Genomic DNA, 24,224 nt, shown 5'->3' with positions numbered 1-24,224 from the left:
AACAAATGATAAAAGACATGCAACCATTTTTGCAACAAGCTTGGGAGAAGGCTGGTTTTAAAGAATTTACTGAAATTCAAAAACAAGCAATTCCAATGATTTTAGAAGGACAAGACGTTATAGCTGAATCTCCAACTGGAACAGGAAAAACATTAGCGTACTTATTACCACTTTTACATAAAATTAATCCTGAAGTGAAACAACCACAGGTTGTCATTTTAGCTCCAACACGTGAACTTGTTATGCAAATTCATGAAGAAGTTCAAAAGTTTACAGCAGGAACTGATATTTCAGGTGCATCTTTAATTGGTGGTGCGGATATTAAGCGCCAAGTGGAAAGATTGAAGAAACATCCGAAGGTAATTGTTGGTTCACCAGGACGTATTTTAGAATTAATTCGCATGAAAAAATTAAAAATGCACGAGGTGAAAACAATTGTATTTGATGAATTTGATCAAATTGTAAAACAAAAGATGATGGAAGCTGTGTTTGATGTAATTAAATCCACAATGCGTGATCGTCAACTAGTATTCTTCTCTGCAACAATGACAAAAGACGCAGAAGAAGTAGCACGCGATTTTGCGGTTGAACCAGAATTAGTTCGCATTAAACGTGCGGAAACAAAAAGTTTAGTTGAGCATACGTATATCGTTTGTGAGCGTCGTGAAAAAAATGATTACATTAGAAGAGTTATGCATACTGGCAATGTAAAAGCAGTAGCCTTTTTAAATGATCCATATCGTTTAGACGAGATTGCTGAAAAATTAAAGTATCGCAAAATGAAAGCAGCCGCACTTCATGCAGAAGCAAGCAAACAAGAACGTGAAGCAACGATGCGCGCATTCCGTCAAGGAAAAATAGAGATTCTACTTGCGACTGATATTGCAGCGCGTGGGTTAGATATTGATGATTTAACGCACGTGATTCACTTAGAATTACCTGATACATTAGACCAATATATTCACCGTTCAGGCCGTACAGGACGTATGGGGAAAGAGGGGACAGTTGTTTCCCTTGTTACTCCGCAAGAAGAGCGTAAACTACTTCAATTTGCGAAAAAGTTAGGCATTCAGTTCAAGAAACAAGAAATGTTTAAAGGTACTTTTGTAGAATCAAAACCGAAAGCACCAAAGAAAAAGAAATCTGCATTTACTGGGAAGAAGAAGCCTAGATAAATAATGAAAAGACAGACGTAACTATGGATAGAACATAGTTACGTCTTTTTATTTTTTCAGAAGGAACAGCATAGAGAATGTCGAATGTTACTGTTAAATGGACTATATTGAAATAGCGATGCAATATAGTGGAATTACTAAGTAAATAAAATAGTAGAAGAAATGATAAAAAGCCCTCATATTAAAGAAATGAAGGCTTTAAAATTATTAAAAAATATTTGTAGTAGATTTATTGTTAGAGAGCTGTTCTAGATAGAATACTCCTTTCTCAATAGCAGTCTCTACATAACCGACGATTTGATCAAATGTGAATACTTGTAAGTTTGTATGCAAATCTTGCTTGGGATACAGCATATCATCAAAAATAAGCTTTTTAAAAGCTAGCACATTTTCTTCTGAAACTTCTTCAATATTTGCTATGGTTGCTTTTTGATTAAGGAAAGGAAATAATTGCTGATCTTTATCGTAGAGATGTAACAATTTTCCGTTTAATAATTTGAAATCATTATGGTACATAGATAAAATTGTTTGATCGTGCTCGATTCTATTTTTGAGCCAAGGAAGAAAAAAACCGTTGAGCCAATTATCATCAGCAATAAGGTGTGTATAATACCCTAAAATGAAAGAGGAATCCATGTGCTTTTTATATTTTTGAAGAAATGTACCGTAATCAATTCTTCTGGTATAGTTTTTTGTTGTACCAGCATAAAAATGTGATACGTTTTTTTCCTCTTTTGAATGAACTGCATCAGGAGCTACTCCCCCAAGCAAGAAAGATGTTTTATCAGGGATGGATAATTTCTCTGCAATACCATTTGCGATAATCAAATGCATAATTCGTGACCCCATGAATGACACCTCTATTTAACAGTCAGAATGATCTTTCCTGTACTCTGTCTACTTTCGACCCATTCATGTGCTTTCCCTGCATCTCGAAGTGTAAAGCATTTACCAATTGCAATTTGTAGGCTTCCATCACGTAAATACTGAAAAACTTGGTTAGCGGTATGACAAAGTAAGTGAGGACGTTTCTTACGAGTTGTTCCAAAGCTAAAGCCAAGAATAGAACGACAGCTTGCATGTAAATCCTTTGTCCGAAATGTGCCAATTTCCCCGCTAGCATTACCAAAATGGACAAGGCGACCATAGTAAGCCAAACACTCCAAGCTTTTTTCTGATACTGCCCCGGAAATGGAATCCAAAATAACATCGGCACCTTTACCACCCGTAAGTTCATTTGCCTTTTTACTAAAATCCTCATCTTGATAACAAATAACATGATCAGCCCCAGCTTCTAAAGCAACTTTCTTTTTCGCTTTATTTCCGACTGTTCCAATAATTTTTCCAGCCCCTAGTATTTTTGCTAATTGAATCAATGTTGTTCCGATACCACCAGCCGCAGCATGAATAAGAACGGTTTCACCTTGCTGTAATCTTGCTATATTCGCAAGCAGGTTGTAGCTCGTAAAAGATACAACAGGACAAGCAGCGGCGGTTGTGAAGTCAACTTCATCAGGTAATACAAACGTAAGGTTTTCATTGGCGACAACATATTCAGCATACGATCCATTAAGAGGAAAGGCGATTACACGCTGTCCTATGCGGATGTTTTTTACATCTGATCCTACTTGTTCTACAATACCTGTGGCGTCTATTCCAGGAATAAATGGGAGTTTTCCATTTCCCTTTTTACCATAGCGAGATTTAATATCGGCAAAATTGACACTTGTCGCGATAACGCGTATTAACACTTGTTTCTCATTAAAAGTTGGCATATCGACTTCTGTATACTTCATTGTTTCTGGACCACCGAATGCAGTTACAACAATAGCTTTCATTTGTATATCCTCCTAAAAATACCTTCTACATATTATTTTAAATACCAATCATAAAATGGGAAATTATATAATTGTTATAAGAGGCCATAAGCTACCGTTATAAAGTAATAAGTTTTAAATCATTATATTAATTTATATCGAAAATAATTTTTAAAAAACGAACGAAATGTTTTTTACTTGCCAATATATAGTGTAAGACAAAGGAGGGAAGAGGCATGGATCAGGAAACAGACTATCACAATCTCATCGAGCGGACTTTATCAGGAAGTCAAGAGGCATACAGTGAACTGTATGATAAAACAATCCAAGATATCTATAGGACAGCACATTTCTTGATAGAGGAGAAAGTGGATGTAGACGATGTCGTTCAGGAAATATATATACAGCTTTATCAATCCCTTAGCAAGTATGATAGAGAACGACCTTTTCGGCCATGGTTAATGGGACTTGCGGTAAGGTAAATTCACTCATATAGGAGAAATAGGTGGATGCGTCTACGTATTGTAAAGAAAGCAGAAGAACAGAAGAAACCAATTGAATTTGACTTTTCTAGTGATGTTGTGAATAAAGTTTCACTTTATGCGGGACTATGTTGATTTTCTTGTCGTATGAAACTATCTAATAATGAGTAACCAGCTATTATATTTATTATTACGGGAAATGTTGTATTTAAAAGAGTTAGGGTAGCTAAGTAAGCTAAGTAAGGGAAAAATTGTCCGATAGGTGAGAATAATAGAATAGGTGAAAAGCCAATCAATGTTGAAGGTAACGCAATGCCTATAAATTTATCTAGTTGAAATTTCCATATATGTTGGTTCTTTTTGTTACTGATAAGTTGAAAGAAACGTAATACACCACCGATGAAAAAGGGGAAAAACATAAAGAAAAATATTCGATGGTACATATGGAAGGATAGCTCAGCTTGTTTATCTAAATGAAATTGAATTTTCCCTCCATAAAATAGCAATATAACAATGAATAAAGTGAAGCATAAGTATTGAGTAACTTTTTTCATTGTGTCACTCCTTTTGTATGCATAGTATTAAAAAAGCATATTCAAAAAAGAGGATATATGTTTGAAACAGAGCGTCATATCCTCGGATGTTTTTTCATTTAGTTAGTAGTTGTTTTGGCCTTTTCTTGCTTTGTAAGATAATCAATAATTCCCATCGCACTGATTTCCATATCTAGTTTTATCACATCGTAAACAGAATGAGTTGCTGGTACATCTTGCTGTGAAAGATGAGAAGAGACTTTTTCAAGTAATAAAGTATACAATTCATGGCTTGCTGCTTCAAAATCCTGTTTTTTTTCAAATACTTGTTTTCCTGCTTCAACAAAGATAGGGAGCCAGTCTTCAAGCTGTTTATACACTTCAGAAACATGGGAAGATGCACCGTAATGCCCGAAATAGATGAGGTCAACTTTCATATTTCGAATGCGGTCTTTTGCTGCCATCATCGCGTCGGGTTGAAACTGTGATGGAGATGTGGTTGGTAAATATAGTTCAACGCCAAGTTCAGTTAGTTCTCGATAATAAATACCAATCGTGTCACCTGTGAAAATGCCATTTGTTAAAGAATCATGGATACTAATATGGTGCTTGGCGTGCCCTGGTGTATCGTAAAATGAAAGCGTCCGATTTTCTGAAATTTGTAGTATGTCACCATCTTGTACAATATGGACACGTTTTTCTGGAATAGGAAGGATTGGATTAAAGAGTTCATCAAAAGCATTGCCATAGACAGCTTTGGCACCTTGGATTAATTTTGTAGGATCAATCATATGGCGTGCGCCACGTGAATGGACAAATAAAGTAGCATTTGGGCACTTTTCCATCATTAAACCAGCTCCGCCAGCATGATCAAGATGAACATGGGTAACGATAATGTTTTTAACATCTGCTAAGTCAATGCGTAATTGTTGTAAGCCATTTAGAATGTGTGGAAGAGAAGGGGCTGCACACGTTTCGATTAAAGTAATATCATCACCGAGTAATACGTATGTACCTGTACGCTCGTTATGTTGTAAATCGTAATCATCAATGAGATATAACTGAGAGGATAACTGTTCAACTTTTTTCATATGAGTCACTCCTTATAGTCTTATGTTCTTTTATTATAAAATAAAAGGCAGAAAACGAAAAATCGTTTTCTGCCTTTATGTAATGTTATTATTTTGTTTGTTCTTTACTAATTGACATAATAAAGAATCCGACAAGACCACCAACTAGTGGAAGAGAAATCATTCCTGCAAGTGTAAAGTACTTGCTTAAAAATAGTCCATTTACATCCATAAACCAACCAGCAACAAATAGTAACATCATGTATAATACGAAGTAAAACTCGCGATTTGAAATCATTTCACGTTGTGCAGTTTTCATTATCAACACCATCCTTTATTCATTATAATGGAATTGAAAATGTCACAATTTAGAAGGTAAACTGTCACATTTTGTTCACAACTTAATTGTAAAACTTTCCAAGCTATTTGTCTAGTAGTTTGTGTCGAATTTTTGAACAAAAATAAAGCGCTCTCATTAGACGGAGAAGTTAAATACATATATGATGAGAATAAGTATGAAATAATAGAGAGGGGCAGATATATATGACAGTTTATGATTTTTCTGCAAAAACAATTACAGGGGAAGAAAAATCGTTACGAGAGTATGAAGGTAAAGTTCTTCTCATTGTAAATGTTGCAAGTAAATGTGGATTTACACCGCAATATAAAGGATTACAAGCCATTTATGAAAAGTATAAAGAGCAAGGATTCGAAATCTTAGGTTTCCCATGTAACCAATTTGGAGGACAAGAACCAGGTACAGAAGAGGAGATTACAAGTTTTTGTGAATTAAATTACGGTGTATCCTTTCCGATGTTCACTAAAGTTGATGTAAAAGGTGATAACGTGCATCCACTATATACATATATGACGGATCAGGAACCGGGCATACTTGGTATGAAGGCAGTAAAGTGGAATTTTACGAAGTTTTTAATAGGGCGTGATGGGAAAGTGATTGATCGATTTGCGCCTCAGAAGAAGCCGGAAGAATTGGAGAAGGAGATTGAAAAGATATTATAAACTACTATTTTCTATAAAGAGTGGGAAGGAGTTTGTTCGAAAATAGCATGTTTTGTTTTTTCACCTTCCTAGAAAAAGTATTTGAAATAAAGAAAAACGTTGGGTGACAGATATAAATGACTCTGTCACCCAACGTTTTTAAATATGAAAAAAAGCTTACTTTTTTGATTTTACATAACCAGCTGCCTTGGCATCAACTTCTGAACAGAACCACACGATATTATCTTTTGTAGAATCATAATATTGACCTCCAGGAACATGATATTTTTTAGAATTAGCATTTCCTTTAATTTGACCTTTACAAGAAGTGTTTGTTTCTTTATCATCACTAGGATCGTTTTGGAAAGGTTGACCATTAGATCCACCATGATTGCTAGTAGCTGAGGACGCTACAGTACTTTTCTTTTGTGAAGCTTGTTCCTCAGCTTGACGCTTTTGCTCTTCTTGTTGCTTTTGCGCCTGTTCTTCAGCTTGACGCTTTTGCTCTTCTTGTTGTTTTAGAGCTTGTTCTTCAGCTTGACGCTTTTGCTCTTCTTGTTGTTTTAGAGCTTGTTCTTCAGCTTGACGCTTTTGTTTTTCCTGTTGTTTTAGAGCTTGTTCTTCAGCTTGCTGTTTTTGTTCTTCTTTTTCTTGTTGGTTACGAGCCTTTTCATCAGCTTCTTTCTTTTCAAGTTCTTTTTTCTTTTCTGCACCTTTTTTATCTGCTTTTTCAGATGCAATTTTTTTATCATTTGCTGTTATTTTTTGAGCAGAAGGAGTTGCGATACTAGTTAATACCCCAAAAGCTATAAATAAGACAGCTGTAATTAAAAATTGTTTTTTCGCCATACCAGTTTTCTTAATGATAGATAGGATGGCTAAGACAAGGAAGAAAATAAATAGGATTAAACATACATTAGCGAAAAAGTTAATAATAGGGTGCTTCGTTTCCGCGGTGCTTGTTGCTGATATTAAAAATGAAATAATAAAACAAATAACCGTAGGTCTACCATATCTCATTGCTTTACCATTTTTCTTAAAGAATGAAATGATACATAAGATGAGTAAAATAAGAGCTATTAAAAATAAAAATGTGCCAATATTACTCCAAAGTGCCATGTTGATACCTCCGTTTGTAAGATTTTCTCTATTGATTAGATAGGAATATACTAGAAATTACATGGTTTCTAACCGAAATAAGAAAATTATATTTCTTTTTATTACATTTTTACAATGAATAATTCATAGATTATGAATGACTCGTCTGAAAAAGATGGTTGGTTAAATCTTGGGGGGGAATCAGTGGATTAAATACAATCCTTCTCACATCAAGTTTAAGAAGAAAGAGCCAGTTAATCCGATTGCAGGAAAACGTGTTGTGTCCAAAGTGGGCAACCTACGATTCTATGATTCTCCTTCTTGGCAGGATAAAGATGTTGCCGGAACTGTGGATGCAGGATTAGGATTTACAATCGATGCAAAAGTAACTGTCAATGGATCACCACAATACAAAATTCACAATAGCAAAGGCAAAGCATACTATGTTACTGCAAATGAAGCCTTTGTATATGTGAAGTATGAATTGTAAAAGAGCATTTTCTAATTAGAAAATGCTCTTTTTTATCTCCCATCATTTATTGTATATGCTAATGGGAGGTTATTATAAGGGGTCTCTCTTTTCATAAAACTACGTTATCGAACTGTAATCATTCAGATGAAACGAAAGTAATTACAATACTCCTATAAAAATCCCTTCAATTTATTAACATCACTAGTAAACTCTGCAATCTTATCTTTTAACTCTATTCTATGAACTTCCATCTTTTTGTTGTCAAGTAATTCATTTAAACGAGTTTTTATAAAATCAATATTTTTATTTTTTTCAATAAGTAACAATGCAAAGCTAACGTAGATACAGCATTCTTCCGTTTCAGTATATTCTTCTGAATGTTCATAATCATTTAGTAACGCATAAAAAGTATCCTTTATTTCATATTCTGCTCTAATATGAAGGCTACTATATGTATCAATAACATCTTCTTTAATCTCATCATACCTTAAATTCATTCTGTCTCCTCCAAATTTCAATTTTTTGTGTGTATATTAAGGTGAATATTAGGATATCTCTTCCTAAATTCTAAAATAATATTACTACAACTTTGACAAGCAGGTAGTTCTGTATATAAATCAATTTTTCCAGAAATATTTGGATTCTTAATTTGAGAAGCTATATCTTCTAGAATTTTTGCTTCTGTATCATGAAATTTATCAAATTTAGTCGCATCTGGTTTAGAAGCAGATGGCTCATAGCTTTTGAAAATACGTTCTGATTCCGGTTTCAACATTGAAAACTCTTCAACATCTGCACCTTTATCAAATTTTGAATTAATTTTACTATGGGCATTAAACTTATCTTTTAATCCAGGTATTTTTACATCTGCTGTAGCCATATTACCACGCTTTTTAAGAGTATTATTTGGCATACTATTACGTATGTTATCAATTCTATTTTGAAAACTTTTAACTTTATTAGTTTCACTAACACGCTCACCAGAAGACGGAGAAGACTCGAATTTTTGAAGAGTATCCTTAGCATTTTGAATGGATTTATGTAAAACATATCCACCACGTGTAATTTTTTCCTTTTCAAGCGATTTTTGTAATTGGAGATTTGTGAGTGCTATCTTCAATAATTACTTGAGATGGAGAGGGGAAAGGCACTTTTGTATTAGAAGAACATGTAAAAGAAGAAGAGAAGGGGGAGGTATAATATTTCTCATGGCATCTAACGTAAAAACAGAGGTAGGATAGACTCTCTTGCTTATATAATATAACACTTTAAAAATCAGTTCACTTATAAAAAAGGTGATGTAGGAGAAGGAGATGAGAAACAATGTTGATTATTCTTCATCTGTAACTTTTTCTTCTAAAGTCCTACGTTTCTAAGATTCTCCATCTTGGCAGGATAAAGATGTTGCTGGTATTTTGTATGCAGGATTAGGGTTTACAATCGATGTAAAGGTAAAGGTTAATGAATCACCACAGTACAAAGTACACAATTCGAAATGGATTACGTACTATATTACCGCTAGTGAGTCTTATGTAAATTGGTTTAGATAACGGTATGCGAAAAGTACCGATTACAAACGGTACGAAAAATGCTATTAAACGATGGGTTTCCGTTAGGGGAGAAGCGAGTACGAAGCAATTATTCTGTAATATATCTGGTGAGTTGTTTAAACAGCGAGGACTACACCAAATGATTGCTCGTTATGGAAGGATGGCGATGATAGAGAATGTTAGAGTAAGCCCGCATACGTTTCGTCATACATGCGCTAAGTTTTACTTAAAGAATGGTGGAGACTTATTTTCTTTACAAAAAATACTGGGTCATACAGATATTGCAATGACGCGACGTTACGTACAATTTATGTACGAGGATGTTGTAGCGCTTCATAAACAATATTCGCTAATAAAATCGTTGGAATTATAAATAGCTTTAAGGTATAACGTCACTTTTAACAGTGGCGTTATATTTATGGTATGTATTTCTTATTATTCGAATATCGGTTAACATATAGTCATAAAAAGTTTTATGACTATAAAAACCTTGAAAAGCTAAAAGCCAATCAAGGTCAAAGTTTAAGTAGTGATTATTATTTATGATCTTCCATTTCCCATACTTTCTTTCCATCCGCTAAGAATATTGCACTTGGCGGATCATCATAGAGAGAAATTTCAACCAATGAACTTCTCTCTTGTCTTAACCAATCATATACACTGCCTTCGTTAGTAGCAGGATGGGATAAAATATGATTTACTTGAAATGAAACTGCATAATATTCTGTATAATTCACATCATCGTCATCCAACCCATTGTCTGTTTCAAAGAGTGTGTCTGGTTTACCGATAATCTTTAATCCACTTTGCCATTCTATTATCAGTTCACTACCTCCATACTCATCTAATGTTTTTATTAAAGAATTATATTCCATTTGTATCATCCTTTTCTTATGGTTCTAATGGTTTTGAAGGAACTATGTGCGCACCGTCTTTTCCATAGTGTATCATGCCTCTAGTAGTCTCTATATATTTCCCAGTTTGCATATCATAGTATTTTCCTATTACTTGACCAAAGGTATGTGAGTGTAAAGTAATAGGAAAAGCTGACTCAAATTGATATGAGTCAGCTTTGTTAATTGCAACTTTATTCTTTACTTTTTATAGATTCTTTTTAGTGTTTCAAGTGTCTGCTTTAACCATTCTATAGGTGTTAAATTTAAACAGTATATTTAATAATATGTTCTCATTTAAATGTTCAATTTATTTAATAATTTTTCTATTCTCTTCAATTCATTATTACTCTGTTCTACAAGATATTCATCAGGACATTCTTTCAATATATCAAAAAAGTTTTCTGCTCCTTTTAATAAAGCTAATAATAATTCATCTTTATTAAAACATGTTTTTTCTCCTGCAATAGATAATAAAATTTGCTCTTGCGAAATAACCTGCATTTTTACCTCTAAAGGTTGGTCTGGAAAATAAAAACTTACATCGTTTTGATTTTCAAGCAATTCGTCAATTACATTTATGAAATATGACCATAACTGATCAATCATATCCCACTCTTTAAATCCTAAAATAGTACTTCCGTAATAGTTTATTATTATTGCACCTTCCATATAATCAAAATCAATAACTAGTTCTAAACATTTCGCATCGTCAAAATGTATGAAATATTCAAGAAAGTCACTTTCAATATTATCTAATGAAGTTATTATTTTATCATTTTTTATATACGATTTTACACTAATCATATTAACATCTCCTAGGATTTCTATTTAGGATATAATTGTCCTATTCTGCCATTTTTAAATCCAACAATATATGTTATTCCATCTACTTTTCCCTCAATTTGATACATACCTTTTGTTCCTTTGGAAATAATTATATCTCTATTCTTACTGATAATTTCTCCTGCTATATTTTGTATATCAGATATTGACAAATCTTTGTTTAAAAATGATTGTTCTTTTTTTACTGAACCATCCCAATAATCTGGATGATGTCTTTCTAAAACATGTTTCATGCCTTTTTTATCAAACATTATTTTGTTTCCATCAACATTCCATTTTTTTGATGTGTAATCATGTAAATCATTAAGTACATCGCTTATGGTGCAGGACCAGGTGCGAATAAACGTTTTGTACATGTAGAACTTTGCGAAACAAGGGATTATGAGAAATTCAAATGCTCCTATGATAAATACGTAAAATTGCTTGCTAAAATCTTAAAAGATAACAATCTATCAGTAGAAAAAGGATTGTGGACTCACTATGATGTAACGAAATATCTTGGCGGTACAGATCATGAAGATCCACTTGATTATTTAAAATCTCACGGTGTTTCTGAAGCTCAATTTCGTGCTGATGTTCAACGTGCATATAACAATTCTGATGTTGACGTTTCTGTTCCAGAAAAGCCATCTAAGCCAGCAGAAGTTCCAACGGCTATAACAGATGGTATCGCTTATATTGAAGGATACAACGTTAATTTACGTAAAGGACCAGGGACAAGCTATTCTAAGATTCGTCAGCTAAACAAACCAGAATCATATATTGTGTGGGCTGAAAAGGATGGCTGGTTAAATCTTGGCGGAAATCAAGGGGTTAAAAATGATCCAACTTATGTGAAGTTTGATAAGAAAAGTACAGTGGATTCTTCTATTGTAGGGAAACGCGTTGTTTCTAAAGTGGACAACCTACGTTTCTATGATGGTCCATCTTGGCAGGATAAAGACGTTGCTGGTACCTTAGATTCAGGACTAGGATTTGCAATTGATACAAAAGTAACTGTAAACGGATCTCCACAATACAAAGTACACAACAGCAAGGGCAAAACATACTATGTAACTGCTAGCGAAGCCTTTGTATATGTGAAATGAAAATCCGGCTCTTGCGAGTCAGATTTTCTTTAACTCTATTAAAATGATATAATGATTAATTGAAATATAGTTGTTTTTAGTAAAGTTTTGCAGTTAGCTATTTAAAAGTGTAAGTATATCTCTTTTAAATATAGCAGCTATTTCCGCTTCCTCTAATGAATCTCCCCATCTAAAAACTATATCATCTTTTGGACAAAGATGAATAGAAAGGTTAAAATAATCTACTTCATCTTTCCATTGGTTATATTCATTAAATGCTTTTCCGAAGATTCTGCTAATGTTTTCTTCCATAAGCATATCACTATTTTTACTTGCAATAATTGTAAATCTTTTAGGGTTACTAGAAACTATTTCAATGGCAGCTGGAAGTTCCTCAAGACAAAACTCTGCAATGCTTGAGTAGAAAGTTGTTCCTCCAACTTCCATTTCAACTTCTGAACCCTTATTAAATTTCTCAAGTTGCCATTTGGTTTGAAGAGCCTTCCATACCTTTCGGTATTTTTCAATCTTAGAGTTTTTGTCTTTGATTTCAATAGCTGCAAGCAAGTAGAATTTGTAGACATTAGTTAAATTATGTTTCATAAATACTTGCTTGATTTCAGTGCCACATACTTCTTTGAATTGTTTTTTTTCATCTGGGCTAAATAACATGGAGCCATTAACACTGAATACACTTAAATCTGGTAAATTACCGACTCTTTTGATTGCTTCATCCTTACTAAACCATTTATAGTATGAGAATGCATCTTCTTCTACTTCATTCCAACACTTCATTTTACCACCTCAATTTTAATAGTCATAATGATTTCCATGTACATCATTGAAATGTGATCCTCTATTTTGGGATGGATCATCTGGGTAAGTATGACCGCCTGAATGCTCTCTTATAATCTTACCATCTTTGAAATGATAGTCTCTTCCAGGTATAGGGTTTCCTCTTTTATCTACAGCTGGTGTAACCTTAGTTGGCTGTTCATTAACAGGAATACCGCTTGCTCTCTTAGCTTCGTTGAAAGCTCCACTTCTCTTAGCTCCTTTAGGAGTGAAATTTGGCGGTCTTTGTCCTTTTTCTGCTTTTACATAGTCTTTGTAGTTAGGTTTCCCTGTCTGTTTAACTCCTTCACCAGACCTACCAAAAGAAGACTGGAACCTTTGAAGAGTATCCTGAGCATTTTGAATTGATTTATTCAAAACAAACCCACCATGTCCAACAGCACCAAGACCAGCTGCTGTAGCAACTGCATCTAATGGAAGAACAATTGGTGATGCTAACCCACCACTTCCTACTTCTGCGACGAAGGTTAAGAAATTAGCCCCGCCTATGACTGAAATACCTTCAAAAATTTCTACAATAGATCCTACCGTTGATAAAACATGTCCAGTAAACCTTCCAGCTTGATAAGTTGCATTGCTTTCTAATTTATCATTATCAGGTGGTGTTAGTCCAATATAGTCTTCTGCTACTGCACTGCCAGCGCCTTGTATAAAGTCCGAAGCACTTTCATAAATATCTTCGACACCATGTTTAAACTTATCCAGTAAAGATTCATCTTTTTTCTCACTATTTAATGGACCACACATTGCTCCTTCTTCAATTGAACTACCATTTCTTAGCGGTCTTCAAGTTAGAACATCTAATACAAACAATTATGTGGGTTTAGATAATCAGTTTATACGTCTCATAGAAAGTGGTGTCGTTCGTCTGTATGTCGGTTATCATAGACGATCGGATGGAGATGTACAACCAACTATTGTTCTAGGAGGAGACAATACTCTTAGCGGTGTTCTAGGTGCTTTGCAAGTGACTCAAATGAGAGTAGGATTCTCTGATGCTAGTACAAATATCGGACTAGTAGATGAGGTAATAAATGGAGTAACCTATAAATCTGTATTTTTGGAAATGCAAAGAAGTGGAATCAGTGTATTACATGCTAACGATTTCCAAGTTCTCTACTCTGGAAATGGAAAATGGCATTTCAGACGCGGTAAAACTAGTTCATACAGTTCATCATTAACAATATCTGATAATGGTTCGGATGCTGATTTAGTAATGCCGAACGTAACAATGCGAAACAGTAGAGTTACGGGCTATACAGGAGTTGTTCAGTTTTTAACTCCGAATATTGTTGGTGATGGATGGGGAGGAGTGCAAGCTCATATAATAGCTCCATCTTTACGAGAATACAAATCAAATATTCGCGATGTACCGTTTTCTGCTTTAGAGAAAGTTAGAAATGCTAAGATTAGGGAGTTTAATTATAAGGGTGATACGAATTTACTTTATGAAATGAGGGAGAACAAAGATCCTAATGATCCTCCTTTAACAACGAAAGACATCAAACAATATTACGGTCTTATTGTTGATGAATCGGATGATGTCTTTGTTGATAAAGATAAAACAGGTACTCACTTGTATTCTATGACATCATTAACGATGAGAGCAGTTCAAGAACTAGATGAAAAACATGATCAAGATATAGCGGTATTAAAAGGACAATTAGAAGCAAAAGATGTAGAGATAGCAGCAATGAATAATCGAGTAGCATCTTTAGAAGCTTTAGTTCAAAGTTTAATCGATAAAGGAAGCCAAATAGAAGCGTCACCGACAACAGAGCAGCAATAGCTGGTCTTTTTTATTTTGTAAAGGAGTGAAACGATGCAAGAAATTATCGAGTTAAAGCAAGAAATCCAACAAATTAAATCAGATCAAAAAGATATGCAACGTGATATCCGCAGCCTAGAAACTCGTACTACTGTCAACGAGAAAGACATCGTGAATATAAACAAGCAGCTTGAAAAAATAAGTGCCAATACAACCTGGATTCTTCGAATCATCATAGGTGCAATTGTAACAGCGCTTATTGGATTACTCTTGAAAGGAGGTGTTTAAGATATGCCACTTACAAAAGAAAATATTTTAAAACGCTTGCGCAATTGGAAAACATGGGTTGCGCTTTTTTCATGCTTTGGATTAATTTTATCAGTTTTTGGAATGACCGGATTCGAAGGAAATTTGGATAAGGTCGAAAAGGCTGTTTATTTATTTGGTATTGCTTTGGGTATTTGGACTGATCACGAAGAAAAAGGAGAAGATGCTTAATGAAAAAATCGTTTAAACTCGCTTCCTCTGTATTCATGACCCTACTGCTTCTGTTTAGTCTTACTACAGAAGCTTTTGCAGATAGAACTCTTATTATTGATGGATTACCTAAAACTCCATATCGTTATGGTGTAGGAGCGTACGAGGGCGTTGTGGCACATAGTACAGCAACTCCAGAAGCTCCAGCTATTAATATTCAAAAATACGAAACTCGTACATGGCGAAATGCATTCGTACACTATGCAGTCGATTGGAATGAAACAATCCAAATCGCTGATACAAAATACATCGCTTACGGTGGAGGACCTGGCGCGAATAAACGTTTTGTACATGTAGAGCTTTGCGAAACTACAGATTATGATAAATTTAAACGTTCATATGACAAATACGTGAAGCTACTAGCTAAAATTTTACGTGACCGCGGATTATCTGTAGAAAAAGGATTATGGACTCACTATGATGTTACGAAGTACCTTGGTGGCACAGACCATGAAGATCCACTTGATTACTTACGTAGTCACGGTGTATCAGAAGCTCAATTCCGCGCTAATGTACAACGTGCATACAATAACGGTGACGTTTCTGTTCCAGAGCAACCATCTAAACCAGCAGAAGTACCAACTGCAAATGTTGAAGGAGTTGCATATATTCAAGGTAATAATATAAATCTACGCAAAGGCCCAGATGCAAGCTACTCTGTTATTCGTCAACTAAATAAACCAGAAGCATACCAAGTTTGGGGCGAAAAAGATGGATGGCTAAACCTTGGCGGGAATCAGTGGATTAAATACAATCCTTCTTACATCAAGTTTAAGAAGAAAGAGCCAGTTAATTCGATTGTAGGAAAACGTGTTGTTTCAAAAGTGGACAACCTACGATTCTATGATTCTCCTTCTTGGCAGGATAAAGATGTAGCTGGCACAGTTGATGTAGGATTAGGATTTACCATTGATGCAAAAGTAACTGTCAATGGATTACCACAATACAAAGTTCACAACAGGAAAGGTAAGACATACTATGTAACAGCAAATGAAGCCTATGTATATGTGAAGTAATATGAAAAGCCAGTCCCTATTAAAGGAGCCGGCTTATATATTTGTTCATTTCATTATGCTTCATATGCCATGCTATCAGGAAAGTCTTCGTTTTTTTTAAGACAACGCACAATTCTAGTACATGCACAATCAAAATAATATTTTCTCATTGTTTCTGAGTCTACTGAAGCTTGCTCTAAATCATAAAACATTCTTTCTTTTTTATTATAATACATTTTCCCTACCTTATCGGGTAATTCAGAAGGGTAGTATTGATAAACGACAATTTCTTCATCTTCAAATTCTTTAGTCATTAATAAACATACAGCCATATATATAATCCTCCTAATTTATTCTTTATCTATTTTTGGTATATCCCATGGTCGACCGGATCTCACAGTAGCATCATGTGCTTCTCTATATGTTGTTTTAAATATTCCTTCAAATCTTGCCTCAAATACCTCATGACGAATTAAATCCATATCTTCTTTCAGAAACTCCCCACTTTCAAGTCGTTGCCATCCTCTAGCTATAGGATAATCGGGATCAAATCTTCCATAACGTGTATCTAAATGATGTTCTTTGAGAAATACGTGCTCTTTAGCTCTTCTTATATGTCTTTCATGTATTCCAGTATTTTCAGCTATAGCTTTAACATCAGTAGTCGATTTTCTTATTTGACTATACGCCTTTTCTGAATATGCCTCTCTACGGAAATATTCATCTACAGAAATACTACCATTTCTTCCGCCGGAATTAATATAAACTGAACGATCTACTTTCGATGCCTTTTTTGCTGTATCAGCAGCCTCGGCCGCTTTGAGAGTCATCTTAACACCTTTACCAACTTTAGCGAGTTTTCCGAATGGTGTAAGGCCGGCTACAGCCATAACACCTGCCCCAGCACGTTCCCACCCCGAAAGTTTTTCGCCGGTAGAGGGATCAACACCATCCCAAGCCCGACGAACATCATATTCACCACTTATTTCACCAGCTATATCTCTTGCTAATTTTTTACCACCAAAACCTTTTTCTTCTGATTCCGATGAAGGTCTACCATCAATTACATTACGGCTAGTGAAATTTTAACAAAGCCGACTCATATCACGTTGAGTCGGCTTTGTTTATTGTAATTTTATTTTTTACTTTTTACTTTTTAAAGCTTCTTTTAGTGTTTCAAGGGTCTGTTTTAACCATTCTATAGGTGTTAAGTTTAATGCTGGGTAATAAATATAAGTATTATATTTAATAAATTCCTCTTTTTCGCTATCAGTTAAATTACTGTTTAAAAATGAAAGTATATCATTTTTAGTATTTTCAATACAGATTTTAGTAACTTCCATTATAAATTCATTAAGGGCTTCCTCAGGCGATTCAATGTCTTGGTGAAATGTTCCTGCTAAAAAATCACCTAATTCTTCATAAGGGTTATATCTATCTTCCATATAAATTCTCCTCTACTTTACTGGATATCCTGTTATAATAAAACTTCCTTGGTTATTTTTTTTCAAAACAATTATAGCATTTTCCACATCTAAAGCACTATTTGATCCTCTTTCGATATATCGTCCAATTATAGTATTACCTTTATATCTTAGCGGTAAAGTTAGTCTGCTATTAGGATTGTTTAACCACCTATTTATTTTTGCTATATTTTGCGGATTACCTAATACTTCATTAGCTATTCTCTCTGCTGTAGCTCTATCAGTGAAAGTTGATTACACTTATTTATCGTTTTATGTAATCTTGGAGTATACTACAGAGCTGGCTATCTCAGATTTACACAACATAGAGCTATCACTACATTGGTTACTATATAGTTTTGATATGAGTTTAGCTAAAAAGGATCGCATCGAGGTCGGGGTTTACCTATTTAGCACACCTCTGAACATTACCTGTGAGTGTGTAACCTACGAGTAATAAAAAGCCAATTAGAATACCTTTAAATCACTTATATAGTGACCTAGAAGTTATTCTAATTGGCTTTTCTTGTTTAATACATAGGTCTGATTTGATTATACGTACTCAATTTCGCTGATAATTCTCTAGGAAAATAGCGTTAAAATGGACGTTAGCCCTTCCCAAAGTAAACGGCTTAAACTTCTATACGAAAGTAAATGTCGGTTGATATCCGCAGTATAAGGTGCATAATTTGAAAGGGTATACGTACTACATTACGGCTAGCGAAAATTATGTGAGTTGGCTTAGATAATTTGAAGGGAAATATAAACCTTGTCCACTAAGTTTATATTTATTTCGGATTTTCTTCTCTAAATTTTTTAACTGCATCTGTCCAAATAAGAATTAATTTCCTTAATTCTTTTGTATCTATTTTACACCAATCACCCATACCATCATCGGCAAGATTGTCATAAATACTCGTTTCTTCTTTTCGAATCTCAAGACCACACACATTACCACTTAATTCTGTATATTCGATTTCTTCATTTAATACAGCATCTATCGCATTTATTGCGTAAGATGGAGAGGCACCTTGAATATCAGACATCAAAAAAGTTGCTATTAAATATTTTTTTTCATCCTCCATTTTAATTATTAATGATTTATTGCCACTCTTAAATTGTATTGTATCAAATTGATATGAAATCATTGTTGTGTTCTCCTTTTTGATATTTAATATAAAGGGTATGCAGAAATTATCTTTCCGTCTCCATTAATATACATTTGAATTTCCATGCCATTTGGTAGATCTCCAACATAAGTATTACGAGTCCCTGGAACAAATTGTTTATTTCTATAGGCTTCATTAATTGCATTAACAATTTCTTGTGCATCCCAGTCTTTGGGAAAGAACGTTGATATTCCTCCATTTGATGTTTTAGGAACACCATTAACCTCAATTTCTGCTCTATATACACCGTATTGGTTTGGAGACGATTCTGTTCCAGGTATTGGTCTACCTGGCGAATTTGGCATAACTTCTGAATGGTATCCTACTGCTTGACCTCTTGCATTAATTTCTCCTTCAAAAACATGTTTTACGGCTCTATCATCCCTAAAATTCCCTGTATCTTTGAGATCGTCGATTGAATCAATAAATTTTTTAACTTTGGTCTCTTCACCTATAGTTATTTTTGTATCACTCTTCAAACCACCTCCACCACTAGCAAACTGATGGGTCGATAGCTTTTCTTCAGCTTGTTTAAAATCAGGTATATCAAATCTTGAACGTATATTATTTCCACCAGAGAAAGCATAAGAAACATCTTTCTTAAAAGATTGTAAAATTTCCGATGCTTGCTTCAATTCTTTTACTAGCGTTACGCCTTTAGCTAATGTACTTGCTCCACCTGCTCCTTTTATTCCTTTTGTGACCAGGCTTGCTTTACCTAGTCCCTTATCAGCAATTAGACCAATAGCTATTTGTGTTAATCCATAAGTAGTCCATTGTGTACGGCTCTCTGCATCTCCATCTATTATATCTCGTTTCATAGTACTTGAAAATGCATGCCACATATTTTGTGCCGTTTCCTCCAAATGTAAAATTGTATATGTAACATTAATAAAGGTTTCTAAGTCCATATTCATATTACTTAAAGTTTCCATGGACTTGATTCCATCTTCAACAGCTTTCCCTGTTCCGATTACAGTACCATTCCACATCTTTTTTACCGTTTCGAACATTTTAACTACATCGTCTACCTTATCGTCCCAAGCCTTTCTAATCGGGGATTTTTCTTCTAGCCTACCGCACATTTCTCCATCTTTAATTGAATGGTCAGCTTTTCGGGATTTCTCTTCTGTAATCGCTTGAATGGAAGCTGTCCACTCCATATTCAACCCTTGCGTACTAAATGTGCCACTTGCAAGACTAAACCCTTTGCCACTTTGGACTTCGGCAAGGCCTGTCGCAATGCTAGCGGCTAATTGAATTGCTGTACTATAGTTATTGCTAGAGGTCTGATTGAATTCATGTAGATGATCTAGCTTTTCTTGCAGTTTTTTCCTCATGACAGTAAAAAGATTCGCCATAGCGTCCATACCTGGGATTGGCATAGTTTGACTGATGGCTTCCATACTGGTTTTCATTCGGTCCATTTCTTTAATTTGTTCGAGTAGCTCTTGTTCAATAACATCAGTTGAAGCTACCTTTGATTGAAATTGACTTGGAAAAGCATCATTCTGACGAATTAATTCTTCACATAAATAAATGATTCCTTGTGCTAAAGGACGAAAAGTTTGTACAAAAAATGATTTTGCACTGCTATATGTTTGTCCTTCTAGAACAGTATCAATTGCAAAAGCGTCAATCGACTGAATAGCTTGTTCCATACCTTGAATGGTAGCGGTACATACAGCGTTCATACTTTGAGTTTGGCTTTGTACTTCGCCTAAATACATATTTAAACTCATGCATTGACCTCCCTTGCTAGTTGTTGTTGCTGACAGGAAAGGTCGTTTTCTAAATCACTAAGGTCTCGCTTCTCTTTAAGCAACGTTTCTTTTTGGTTTTCCAATTCGAATGTAAGTTTTCGCTCAATGTGTTGTGCTTCTTGACGCATATTCATAAAAAAATGAGATAATTCTTTATCACCGTGCCAAGTTTCTAGAATTCGGTTAAATAAACGATTATTTCGATTTTTCCATTCGTGAAAATCTGCTTCCGCGTGTTCCTGAGTTTGAATCGCAGATTGATTCCGATCCTGTTCTTTGAATACACTTCGTAATTTTTGATTCAATTGATTGATTTGTTTTTCAATATCTTGACTCATCTTTTTCCTCCTACCGTTGTACCTTTACGAAGGTGGTCACATTAGCGAAAAGTGTTGTGAAGTTCGTTATCCATTCTCTCAAACTCTTTAGCTACCGAATGAATATTATCGACCGCTTGTTGAAAGGCGGCGGAAAATTGTTTCGTCAAATCTAACATTTGTTGATTTGCTTCTTGGGCTTGTGAGTTAACAGATAGCGTAGTACGTTTTGACTTTTTAATAGACTTACTTGTCGCACTTTGGATTGTATCCGAAGCATTTCTCATTTGAGTAGCGATTTGTTGTGCCGCTTGAAAATTACTTTGAAATTGTCCCATCGCTCAAATCCTTTCTATATTTCTATGAACGTATTAAGGAAGGGGGGTGCCTAGTATGTATGCCCATTACCTTACTGTTCTTCATAGGAACACTCCTGTGAAAATACTGCGGATATAATTATAACAATAATTGGTTAAACTTTCCTCAAAAAAATACAGTTTATGCCACATGTGTTTCTCGTAGTTCTCAACAGGGGGACAAGAGTTAATGTAGAAAGCAGGGGAAGGAAATTATAATAGAAAAAATATAAAAAAGTGCTAACAAGTTTGCAAACGAGCTTGCTAACACTTATACGAAATAGATATAAATTATCGCTGATATGTCACTTGGTAAATTGATAATAATTACATAGATAAAACGAATAAACATTCCTTAGAAAGCAAGACTTAGTATATTCTATATAAGTAGTTTGATATTAAATCGTAAGCGAGAATGGTTTCGCCCCACCTTTGCCCCGCTTTATAGAAAAACATAGAAAATAGTTTAGAAAGGGGAATTTCAAAAACGTTGATTTAACAGGATTTTTAGAAGGATAGATAAATGTGGATATAAAGAATACATGTTCCGCACGCAAGTTCACCAATGGGAACGCGATCAATATATGTCTCTTTACGAAGAAAAACCCTTGACACATAACGTGTTGAGGGTTTTTCTTCGTAAAGGGGCAGGTGCAAGTTACCCTGTTATTCGTCAGTTAAATAAACCAGAATCATACCAAGTATGGGGAGAAAAAGATGGTTGGTTAAATCTTGGAGGAAATCAATGGGTATATAACAATCCTTCTTACATCAAGTTTGAGAAGAAAGAGCCAGTTAATCCGATTGCAGGAAAGCGTATTGTGTCCAAAGTGGACAACCTACGTTTCTATGATTCTCCATCTTGGCAGGATAAAGATGTTGCTGGCACTTTAGATGCAGGATCAGGATTTTCAATCGATGCGAAAGTAACTGTCAATGGATCAACACAATACAAAGTACACAATTCGAAAGGGAATACGTACTATATTATGGCTAGTGATGCGTATGTGAATGTTCGTTAATTTAACGAAAAAAGACCGCCTTTTACGGGCGGTCGATTTTTTTATTAAGTGTTTTTTAATGCTTGTTTTATCGTTTTAACTGTTTGTTCAAGCCATTCTAATGGTGTTATTTCTAATCCTTCAAAATATATCCCATCTGCAGAATACCGTATGTATTCATTTTTTTCTGTATTACTATAATCGCTTTGAATAAATTCAGTTAGAAAAATAACAGCATCTTGCAAATACTCTTTTGATACCTCTTCTAGTAATTCTTGGAGCGCTTCTTCATAGAAAGTATCTTGGTGAAAAGTACCTGCTAGAAATTGAAATACCTCATCATCTTCGAGATTATCGAAATTGTCTTCTAATAACATAATCTTCCTCCTATTAGTCAACTGGACTTGATTCTGAATCCCATACTTCTACAAATTCAAAGCCTTTTAAATCACTTTCTAAAATTGTATTTCTCAATTCATCTGATACCAAAATATAGTTCGGGTGAATTTTTTCATTTATATACAATTTAAAAATCATTTCATTTTGAACAACACTAGGAATAAATGCAAATTTTTCACAGCCTATTATTAAACCTGAACTTAATTTTTCAAATACTGTATTATCAATATCAAGTGCATCTAACACACGTAAAACGTGAATAGCATAGTATTTTTCATTTGTTGTTTTATGAATTAGTGGTAGAAATTCAACACTATTTCCTACTAAAGGTTCTAATATTTGCTTAGCTTTCTCACTAATTATTTGTACACCAGATTTCCCCCAAAAAATAGGACAATCACCTTGATACCCTTCATCTATAATCTCAATAAATTTAACTGTCCATGAATCTGACAAACTTACTTTTGAATTAAAATCGTTTTTAAAATATTTCTTGTCCTCTTCATAATTTAATAATTGAAAAGTTTGATAATCATCAGTTGAACTTTTTAATTGCCAAATTTTCATATGTATATTCTCCTTTACAATTTGTTAACTGATATATAATTATTTCTTTGGTTCATTGTACTAAACGTTTTAAACACTCCACGTATTCTTTAGTTTTTTCGTCAAAATCTACATCCTCAAATACTTCACTAAGCCATTCTACTTCTTCTTCTGAAGCGATATCTAAAAATTTAATAGTTTGTTCAATATCTTCGCTTAATAATTCTGCAAGTTCTTCCCAATATTTCTCAATTAAAAAAATATTTTCAGGATGAATTGCCTTTCGCTCCTCTATAATTTTTCTTACTTGTTCTTCAAACATAATTAATTCTCCTTTATTTGCATTTTTAAGGTTGTTTTGTTCCATCTGGGAATACAGTTCCAATCTTACCGTTTGTTTTTATTACTCCAACCCTTACGCCTTTATATTCACCAAATATCATATTTCCGTCTTTTACATTTATATTTTCTTGAAGGTTAGCAACATCACCAATGGGAACGCGATCAATATATGTCTCTTTACTAAGAGGCTTAAACCCTTGACACATAACGTGTTGAGGGTTTTTCTTCGTAAAGGGGCAGGTGCAAGTTACCCTGTTATTCGTCAGTTAAATAAACCAGAATCATACCAAGTATGGGGAGAAAAAGATGGTTGATTAAATCTTGGAGGAAATCAATGGGTATATAACAATCCTTCTTACATCAAGTTTGAGAAGAAAGAGCCAGTTAATCCGATTGCAGGAAAGCGTATTGTGTCCAAAGTGGACAACCTACGTTTCTATGATTCTCCATCTTGGCAGGATAAAGATGTTGCTGGTATATTAGATGCTGGATTAGGATTTGCAATTGATGCCAAAGTAACTGTAAATGGTTCAACTCAGTACAAAGTACACAACAGCAAAGGTAAAACATACTATATAACAGCAAATGAAGCTTATGTATATGTAAAGTAATATGAAAAGCCGGTCCCTATTAAAGGAGCCGGCTTATATATTTGTTCATTTCATTATGCTTCATATGCCATGCTATCAGGAAAGTCTTCGTTTTTTTAAG

31 protein-coding genes and 8 pseudogenes are annotated in these 24,224 nt (G+C 34.4%); 13 read left to right on the top strand and 26 right to left on the bottom strand.

Annotated elements, in window-relative coordinates; genetic code table 11:
- Positions 1-5 precede the first annotated feature (5 nt).
- Positions 6-1,175, top strand: coding sequence for a DEAD/DEAH box helicase (locus ORL93_RS22955; protein WP_040119462.1), 1,170 nt, complete (start codon positions 6-8; stop codon positions 1,173-1,175).
- Positions 1,176-1,382: 207 nt separating this feature from the next.
- Here the strand turns inward: ORL93_RS22955 and ORL93_RS22950 are convergent, their stop codons facing one another.
- Both ORL93_RS22950 and ORL93_RS22945 read right to left on the bottom strand, forming a co-directional pair.
- Positions 1,383-2,024 (bottom strand): zinc dependent phospholipase C family protein, encoded by a 642-nt coding sequence (locus ORL93_RS22950; RefSeq protein ID WP_097795624.1) that lies wholly within the window; start codon positions 2,022-2,024, stop codon positions 1,383-1,385.
- Between the two features lie 11 nt (positions 2,025-2,035).
- The gene (locus ORL93_RS22945; protein ID WP_097795625.1) at positions 2,036-3,013 is read right to left on the bottom strand and encodes a quinone oxidoreductase family protein; all 978 of its coding nucleotides are present in this window, start codon (positions 3,011-3,013) and stop codon (positions 2,036-2,038) included.
- Between the two features lie 215 nt (positions 3,014-3,228).
- Between ORL93_RS22945 and ORL93_RS22940 the strand changes: the two are divergent.
- A pseudogene (locus ORL93_RS22940) lies at positions 3,229-3,588 on the top strand (sigma-70 family RNA polymerase sigma factor); the annotation flags it as partial.
- 2 nt (positions 3,589-3,590) lie between these two features.
- Here the strand turns inward: ORL93_RS22940 and ORL93_RS22935 are convergent.
- The 3 genes from ORL93_RS22935 to ORL93_RS22925 all read right to left on the bottom strand — a co-directional run bounded on the left by ORL93_RS22935 (position 3,591) and on the right by ORL93_RS22925 (position 5,396).
- On the bottom strand, positions 3,591-4,028 hold the full coding sequence (locus ORL93_RS22935; protein WP_003207062.1) for a hypothetical protein: 438 nt from the start codon (positions 4,026-4,028) through the stop codon (positions 3,591-3,593).
- A gap of 98 nt (positions 4,029-4,126) precedes the next feature.
- Entirely contained in the window at positions 4,127-5,098 is a 972-nt protein-coding gene (locus ORL93_RS22930) for an MBL fold metallo-hydrolase (protein ID WP_097795626.1), read from the bottom strand.
- Between the two features lie 88 nt (positions 5,099-5,186).
- The gene (locus tag ORL93_RS22925) at positions 5,187-5,396 is read right to left on the bottom strand and encodes a DUF3925 family protein (RefSeq protein ID WP_006094670.1); all 210 of its coding nucleotides are present in this window, start codon (positions 5,394-5,396) and stop codon (positions 5,187-5,189) included.
- Positions 5,397-5,620: 224 nt separating this feature from the next.
- Between ORL93_RS22925 and ORL93_RS22920 the strand changes: the two genes are divergently transcribed.
- Positions 5,621-6,097 (top strand): glutathione peroxidase, encoded by a 477-nt coding sequence (locus ORL93_RS22920; RefSeq protein WP_097795627.1) that lies wholly within the window; start codon positions 5,621-5,623, stop codon positions 6,095-6,097.
- A gap of 156 nt (positions 6,098-6,253) precedes the next feature.
- On the opposite strand, the gene ORL93_RS22915 is transcribed toward ORL93_RS22920, so the two are convergent.
- On the bottom strand, positions 6,254-7,195 hold the full coding sequence (locus tag ORL93_RS22915; RefSeq protein WP_265959559.1) for a sunset domain-containing protein: 942 nt from the start codon (positions 7,193-7,195) through the stop codon (positions 6,254-6,256).
- Positions 7,196-7,364: 169 nt separating this feature from the next.
- Between ORL93_RS22915 and ORL93_RS22910 the strand changes: the two genes are divergently transcribed.
- On the top strand, positions 7,365-7,664 hold the full coding sequence (locus ORL93_RS22910) for an N-acetylmuramoyl-L-alanine amidase (RefSeq protein ID WP_176524699.1): 300 nt from the start codon (positions 7,365-7,367) through the stop codon (positions 7,662-7,664).
- 152 nt (positions 7,665-7,816) lie between these two features.
- Here the strand turns inward: ORL93_RS22910 and ORL93_RS22905 are convergent, their stop codons facing one another.
- Entirely contained in the window at positions 7,817-8,143 is a 327-nt protein-coding gene (locus ORL93_RS22905) for a hypothetical protein (RefSeq protein WP_097795629.1), read from the bottom strand.
- Positions 8,144-8,160: 17 nt separating this feature from the next.
- Complete coding sequence (locus tag ORL93_RS22900) at positions 8,161-8,766, bottom strand: deaminase domain-containing protein (protein WP_265959558.1); 606 nt, start codon at positions 8,764-8,766, stop codon at positions 8,161-8,163.
- Between the two features lie 295 nt (positions 8,767-9,061).
- Between ORL93_RS22900 and ORL93_RS31320 the strand changes: the two genes are divergently transcribed.
- Positions 9,062-9,196 (top strand): hypothetical protein, encoded by a 135-nt coding sequence (locus tag ORL93_RS31320; RefSeq protein WP_304362711.1) that lies wholly within the window; start codon positions 9,062-9,064, stop codon positions 9,194-9,196.
- 4 nt (positions 9,197-9,200) lie between these two features.
- Positions 9,201-9,569, top strand: a complete 369-nt coding sequence (locus ORL93_RS22890) for a tyrosine-type recombinase/integrase (protein WP_097795630.1) — start codon at positions 9,201-9,203, stop codon at positions 9,567-9,569.
- A 163-nt stretch (positions 9,570-9,732) separates the two neighbouring features.
- On the opposite strand, the gene ORL93_RS22885 is transcribed toward ORL93_RS22890, so the two are convergent.
- The 4 genes and pseudogenes from ORL93_RS22885 to ORL93_RS22870 form a co-directional block, all read right to left on the bottom strand.
- Positions 9,733-10,071: a hypothetical protein gene (locus ORL93_RS22885; protein WP_003209970.1), complete on the bottom strand. Its 339-nt coding sequence runs from the start codon at positions 10,069-10,071 to the stop codon at positions 9,733-9,735.
- A 16-nt stretch (positions 10,072-10,087) separates the two neighbouring features.
- A pseudogene (locus ORL93_RS22880) lies at positions 10,088-10,213 on the bottom strand (polymorphic toxin type 50 domain-containing protein); the annotation flags it as partial.
- Between the two features lie 173 nt (positions 10,214-10,386).
- Positions 10,387-10,896, bottom strand: coding sequence for a hypothetical protein (locus ORL93_RS22875; protein ID WP_097795631.1), 510 nt, complete (start codon positions 10,894-10,896; stop codon positions 10,387-10,389).
- A 20-nt stretch (positions 10,897-10,916) separates the two neighbouring features.
- A complete protein-coding gene (locus ORL93_RS22870) occupies positions 10,917-11,186 on the bottom strand; it encodes a hypothetical protein (RefSeq protein WP_255262489.1) in 270 nt (89 codons plus the stop codon).
- A 54-nt stretch (positions 11,187-11,240) separates the two neighbouring features.
- Here ORL93_RS22870 and ORL93_RS22865 point away from each other — a divergent pair.
- Positions 11,241-12,023: pseudogene (locus ORL93_RS22865) on the top strand (N-acetylmuramoyl-L-alanine amidase); the annotation flags it as partial.
- Positions 12,024-12,116: 93 nt separating this feature from the next.
- Here the strand turns inward: ORL93_RS22865 and ORL93_RS22860 are convergent.
- Both ORL93_RS22860 and ORL93_RS22855 read right to left on the bottom strand, forming a co-directional pair.
- On the bottom strand, positions 12,117-12,797 hold the full coding sequence (locus ORL93_RS22860) for a hypothetical protein (protein ID WP_097795632.1): 681 nt from the start codon (positions 12,795-12,797) through the stop codon (positions 12,117-12,119).
- A gap of 15 nt (positions 12,798-12,812) precedes the next feature.
- A pseudogene (locus tag ORL93_RS22855) lies at positions 12,813-13,637 on the bottom strand (HNH/endonuclease VII fold putative polymorphic toxin); the annotation flags it as partial.
- Positions 13,638-13,674: 37 nt separating this feature from the next.
- Between ORL93_RS22855 and ORL93_RS22850 the strand changes: the two are divergent.
- From ORL93_RS22850 to ORL93_RS22835, 4 genes are read left to right on the top strand one after another with little or no spacing between them, the layout of a single operon-like run.
- On the top strand, positions 13,675-14,646 hold the full coding sequence (locus tag ORL93_RS22850; RefSeq protein ID WP_265959556.1) for a tail fiber domain-containing protein: 972 nt from the start codon (positions 13,675-13,677) through the stop codon (positions 14,644-14,646).
- A 33-nt stretch (positions 14,647-14,679) separates the two neighbouring features.
- Complete coding sequence (locus tag ORL93_RS22845; protein ID WP_097795808.1) at positions 14,680-14,913, top strand: hemolysin XhlA family protein; 234 nt, start codon at positions 14,680-14,682, stop codon at positions 14,911-14,913.
- Positions 14,914-14,916: 3 nt separating this feature from the next.
- Positions 14,917-15,123, top strand: coding sequence for a hypothetical protein (locus ORL93_RS22840; protein WP_003205225.1), 207 nt, complete (start codon positions 14,917-14,919; stop codon positions 15,121-15,123).
- Positions 15,123-16,178 (top strand): N-acetylmuramoyl-L-alanine amidase, encoded by a 1,056-nt coding sequence (locus tag ORL93_RS22835; protein ID WP_306477648.1) that lies wholly within the window; start codon positions 15,123-15,125, stop codon positions 16,176-16,178. The genes ORL93_RS22840 and ORL93_RS22835 overlap by 1 nt, the downstream gene beginning before the upstream one ends.
- Before the next feature lie 53 nt (positions 16,179-16,231).
- Here the strand turns inward: ORL93_RS22835 and ORL93_RS22830 are convergent, their stop codons facing one another.
- The 8 genes and pseudogenes from ORL93_RS22830 to ORL93_RS22795 form a co-directional block, all read right to left on the bottom strand.
- Positions 16,232-16,489, bottom strand: coding sequence for a hypothetical protein (locus ORL93_RS22830; protein ID WP_003203822.1), 258 nt, complete (start codon positions 16,487-16,489; stop codon positions 16,232-16,234).
- A gap of 18 nt (positions 16,490-16,507) precedes the next feature.
- Positions 16,508-17,215: pseudogene (locus tag ORL93_RS31315) on the bottom strand (pre-toxin TG domain-containing protein); the annotation flags it as partial.
- A gap of 84 nt (positions 17,216-17,299) precedes the next feature.
- A complete protein-coding gene (locus ORL93_RS22820; RefSeq protein ID WP_003203825.1) occupies positions 17,300-17,602 on the bottom strand; it encodes a contact-dependent growth inhibition system immunity protein in 303 nt (100 codons plus the stop codon).
- A gap of 12 nt (positions 17,603-17,614) precedes the next feature.
- Positions 17,615-17,863 (bottom strand): annotated as a pseudogene (locus ORL93_RS22815) (RNase A-like domain-containing protein); the annotation flags it as partial.
- A gap of 545 nt (positions 17,864-18,408) precedes the next feature.
- Entirely contained in the window at positions 18,409-18,768 is a 360-nt protein-coding gene (locus ORL93_RS22810; protein WP_224796129.1) for a hypothetical protein, read from the bottom strand.
- Positions 18,769-18,791: 23 nt separating this feature from the next.
- Positions 18,792-20,531 carry an EndoU domain-containing protein gene (locus ORL93_RS22805; protein WP_265959553.1) on the bottom strand — a complete coding sequence of 580 codons (1,740 nt, stop codon included), beginning with the start codon at positions 20,529-20,531 and terminating at the stop codon, positions 18,792-18,794.
- Positions 20,528-20,890, bottom strand: a complete 363-nt coding sequence (locus tag ORL93_RS22800; RefSeq protein ID WP_018765911.1) for a DUF3958 family protein — start codon at positions 20,888-20,890, stop codon at positions 20,528-20,530. Before ORL93_RS22800 ends, ORL93_RS22805 begins: the two co-directional genes overlap by 4 nt.
- Before the next feature lie 41 nt (positions 20,891-20,931).
- Positions 20,932-21,207 carry a TIGR04197 family type VII secretion effector gene (locus ORL93_RS22795; protein WP_098060026.1) on the bottom strand — a complete coding sequence of 92 codons (276 nt, stop codon included), beginning with the start codon at positions 21,205-21,207 and terminating at the stop codon, positions 20,932-20,934.
- A gap of 647 nt (positions 21,208-21,854) precedes the next feature.
- Between ORL93_RS22795 and ORL93_RS31310 the strand changes: the two are divergent.
- Positions 21,855-22,247: pseudogene (locus tag ORL93_RS31310) on the top strand (SH3 domain-containing protein); the annotation flags it as partial.
- A gap of 44 nt (positions 22,248-22,291) precedes the next feature.
- Here the strand turns inward: ORL93_RS31310 and ORL93_RS22785 are convergent.
- Genes ORL93_RS22785 through ORL93_RS22770 form a run of 4 tightly spaced genes read right to left on the bottom strand, consistent with a single transcriptional unit; the run spans position 22,292 to position 23,719 of the window.
- Positions 22,292-22,603, bottom strand: coding sequence for a contact-dependent growth inhibition system immunity protein (locus ORL93_RS22785; protein ID WP_003210352.1), 312 nt, complete (start codon positions 22,601-22,603; stop codon positions 22,292-22,294).
- A gap of 13 nt (positions 22,604-22,616) precedes the next feature.
- On the bottom strand, positions 22,617-23,192 hold the full coding sequence (locus ORL93_RS22780) for an imm11 family protein (RefSeq protein ID WP_265959552.1): 576 nt from the start codon (positions 23,190-23,192) through the stop codon (positions 22,617-22,619).
- 52 nt (positions 23,193-23,244) lie between these two features.
- Positions 23,245-23,493, bottom strand: coding sequence for a hypothetical protein (locus ORL93_RS22775; protein ID WP_265959551.1), 249 nt, complete (start codon positions 23,491-23,493; stop codon positions 23,245-23,247).
- Between the two features lie 25 nt (positions 23,494-23,518).
- Positions 23,519-23,719, bottom strand: coding sequence for an EndoU domain-containing protein (locus ORL93_RS22770; RefSeq protein ID WP_018783004.1), 201 nt, complete (start codon positions 23,717-23,719; stop codon positions 23,519-23,521).
- Positions 23,720-23,731: 12 nt separating this feature from the next.
- Here ORL93_RS22770 and ORL93_RS22765 point away from each other — a divergent pair.
- Positions 23,732-24,124: pseudogene (locus ORL93_RS22765) on the top strand (N-acetylmuramoyl-L-alanine amidase); the annotation flags it as partial.
- Between the last annotated feature and the right edge of the window lie 100 nt (positions 24,125-24,224).

It is taken from the genome of Bacillus sp. DHT2 (assembly GCF_026241455.1).
GTDB classification, from domain to species: domain Bacteria; phylum Bacillota; class Bacilli; order Bacillales; family Bacillaceae_G; genus Bacillus_A; species Bacillus_A pseudomycoides.
This window is presented reverse-complemented; position numbering and strand designations above follow the sequence as displayed.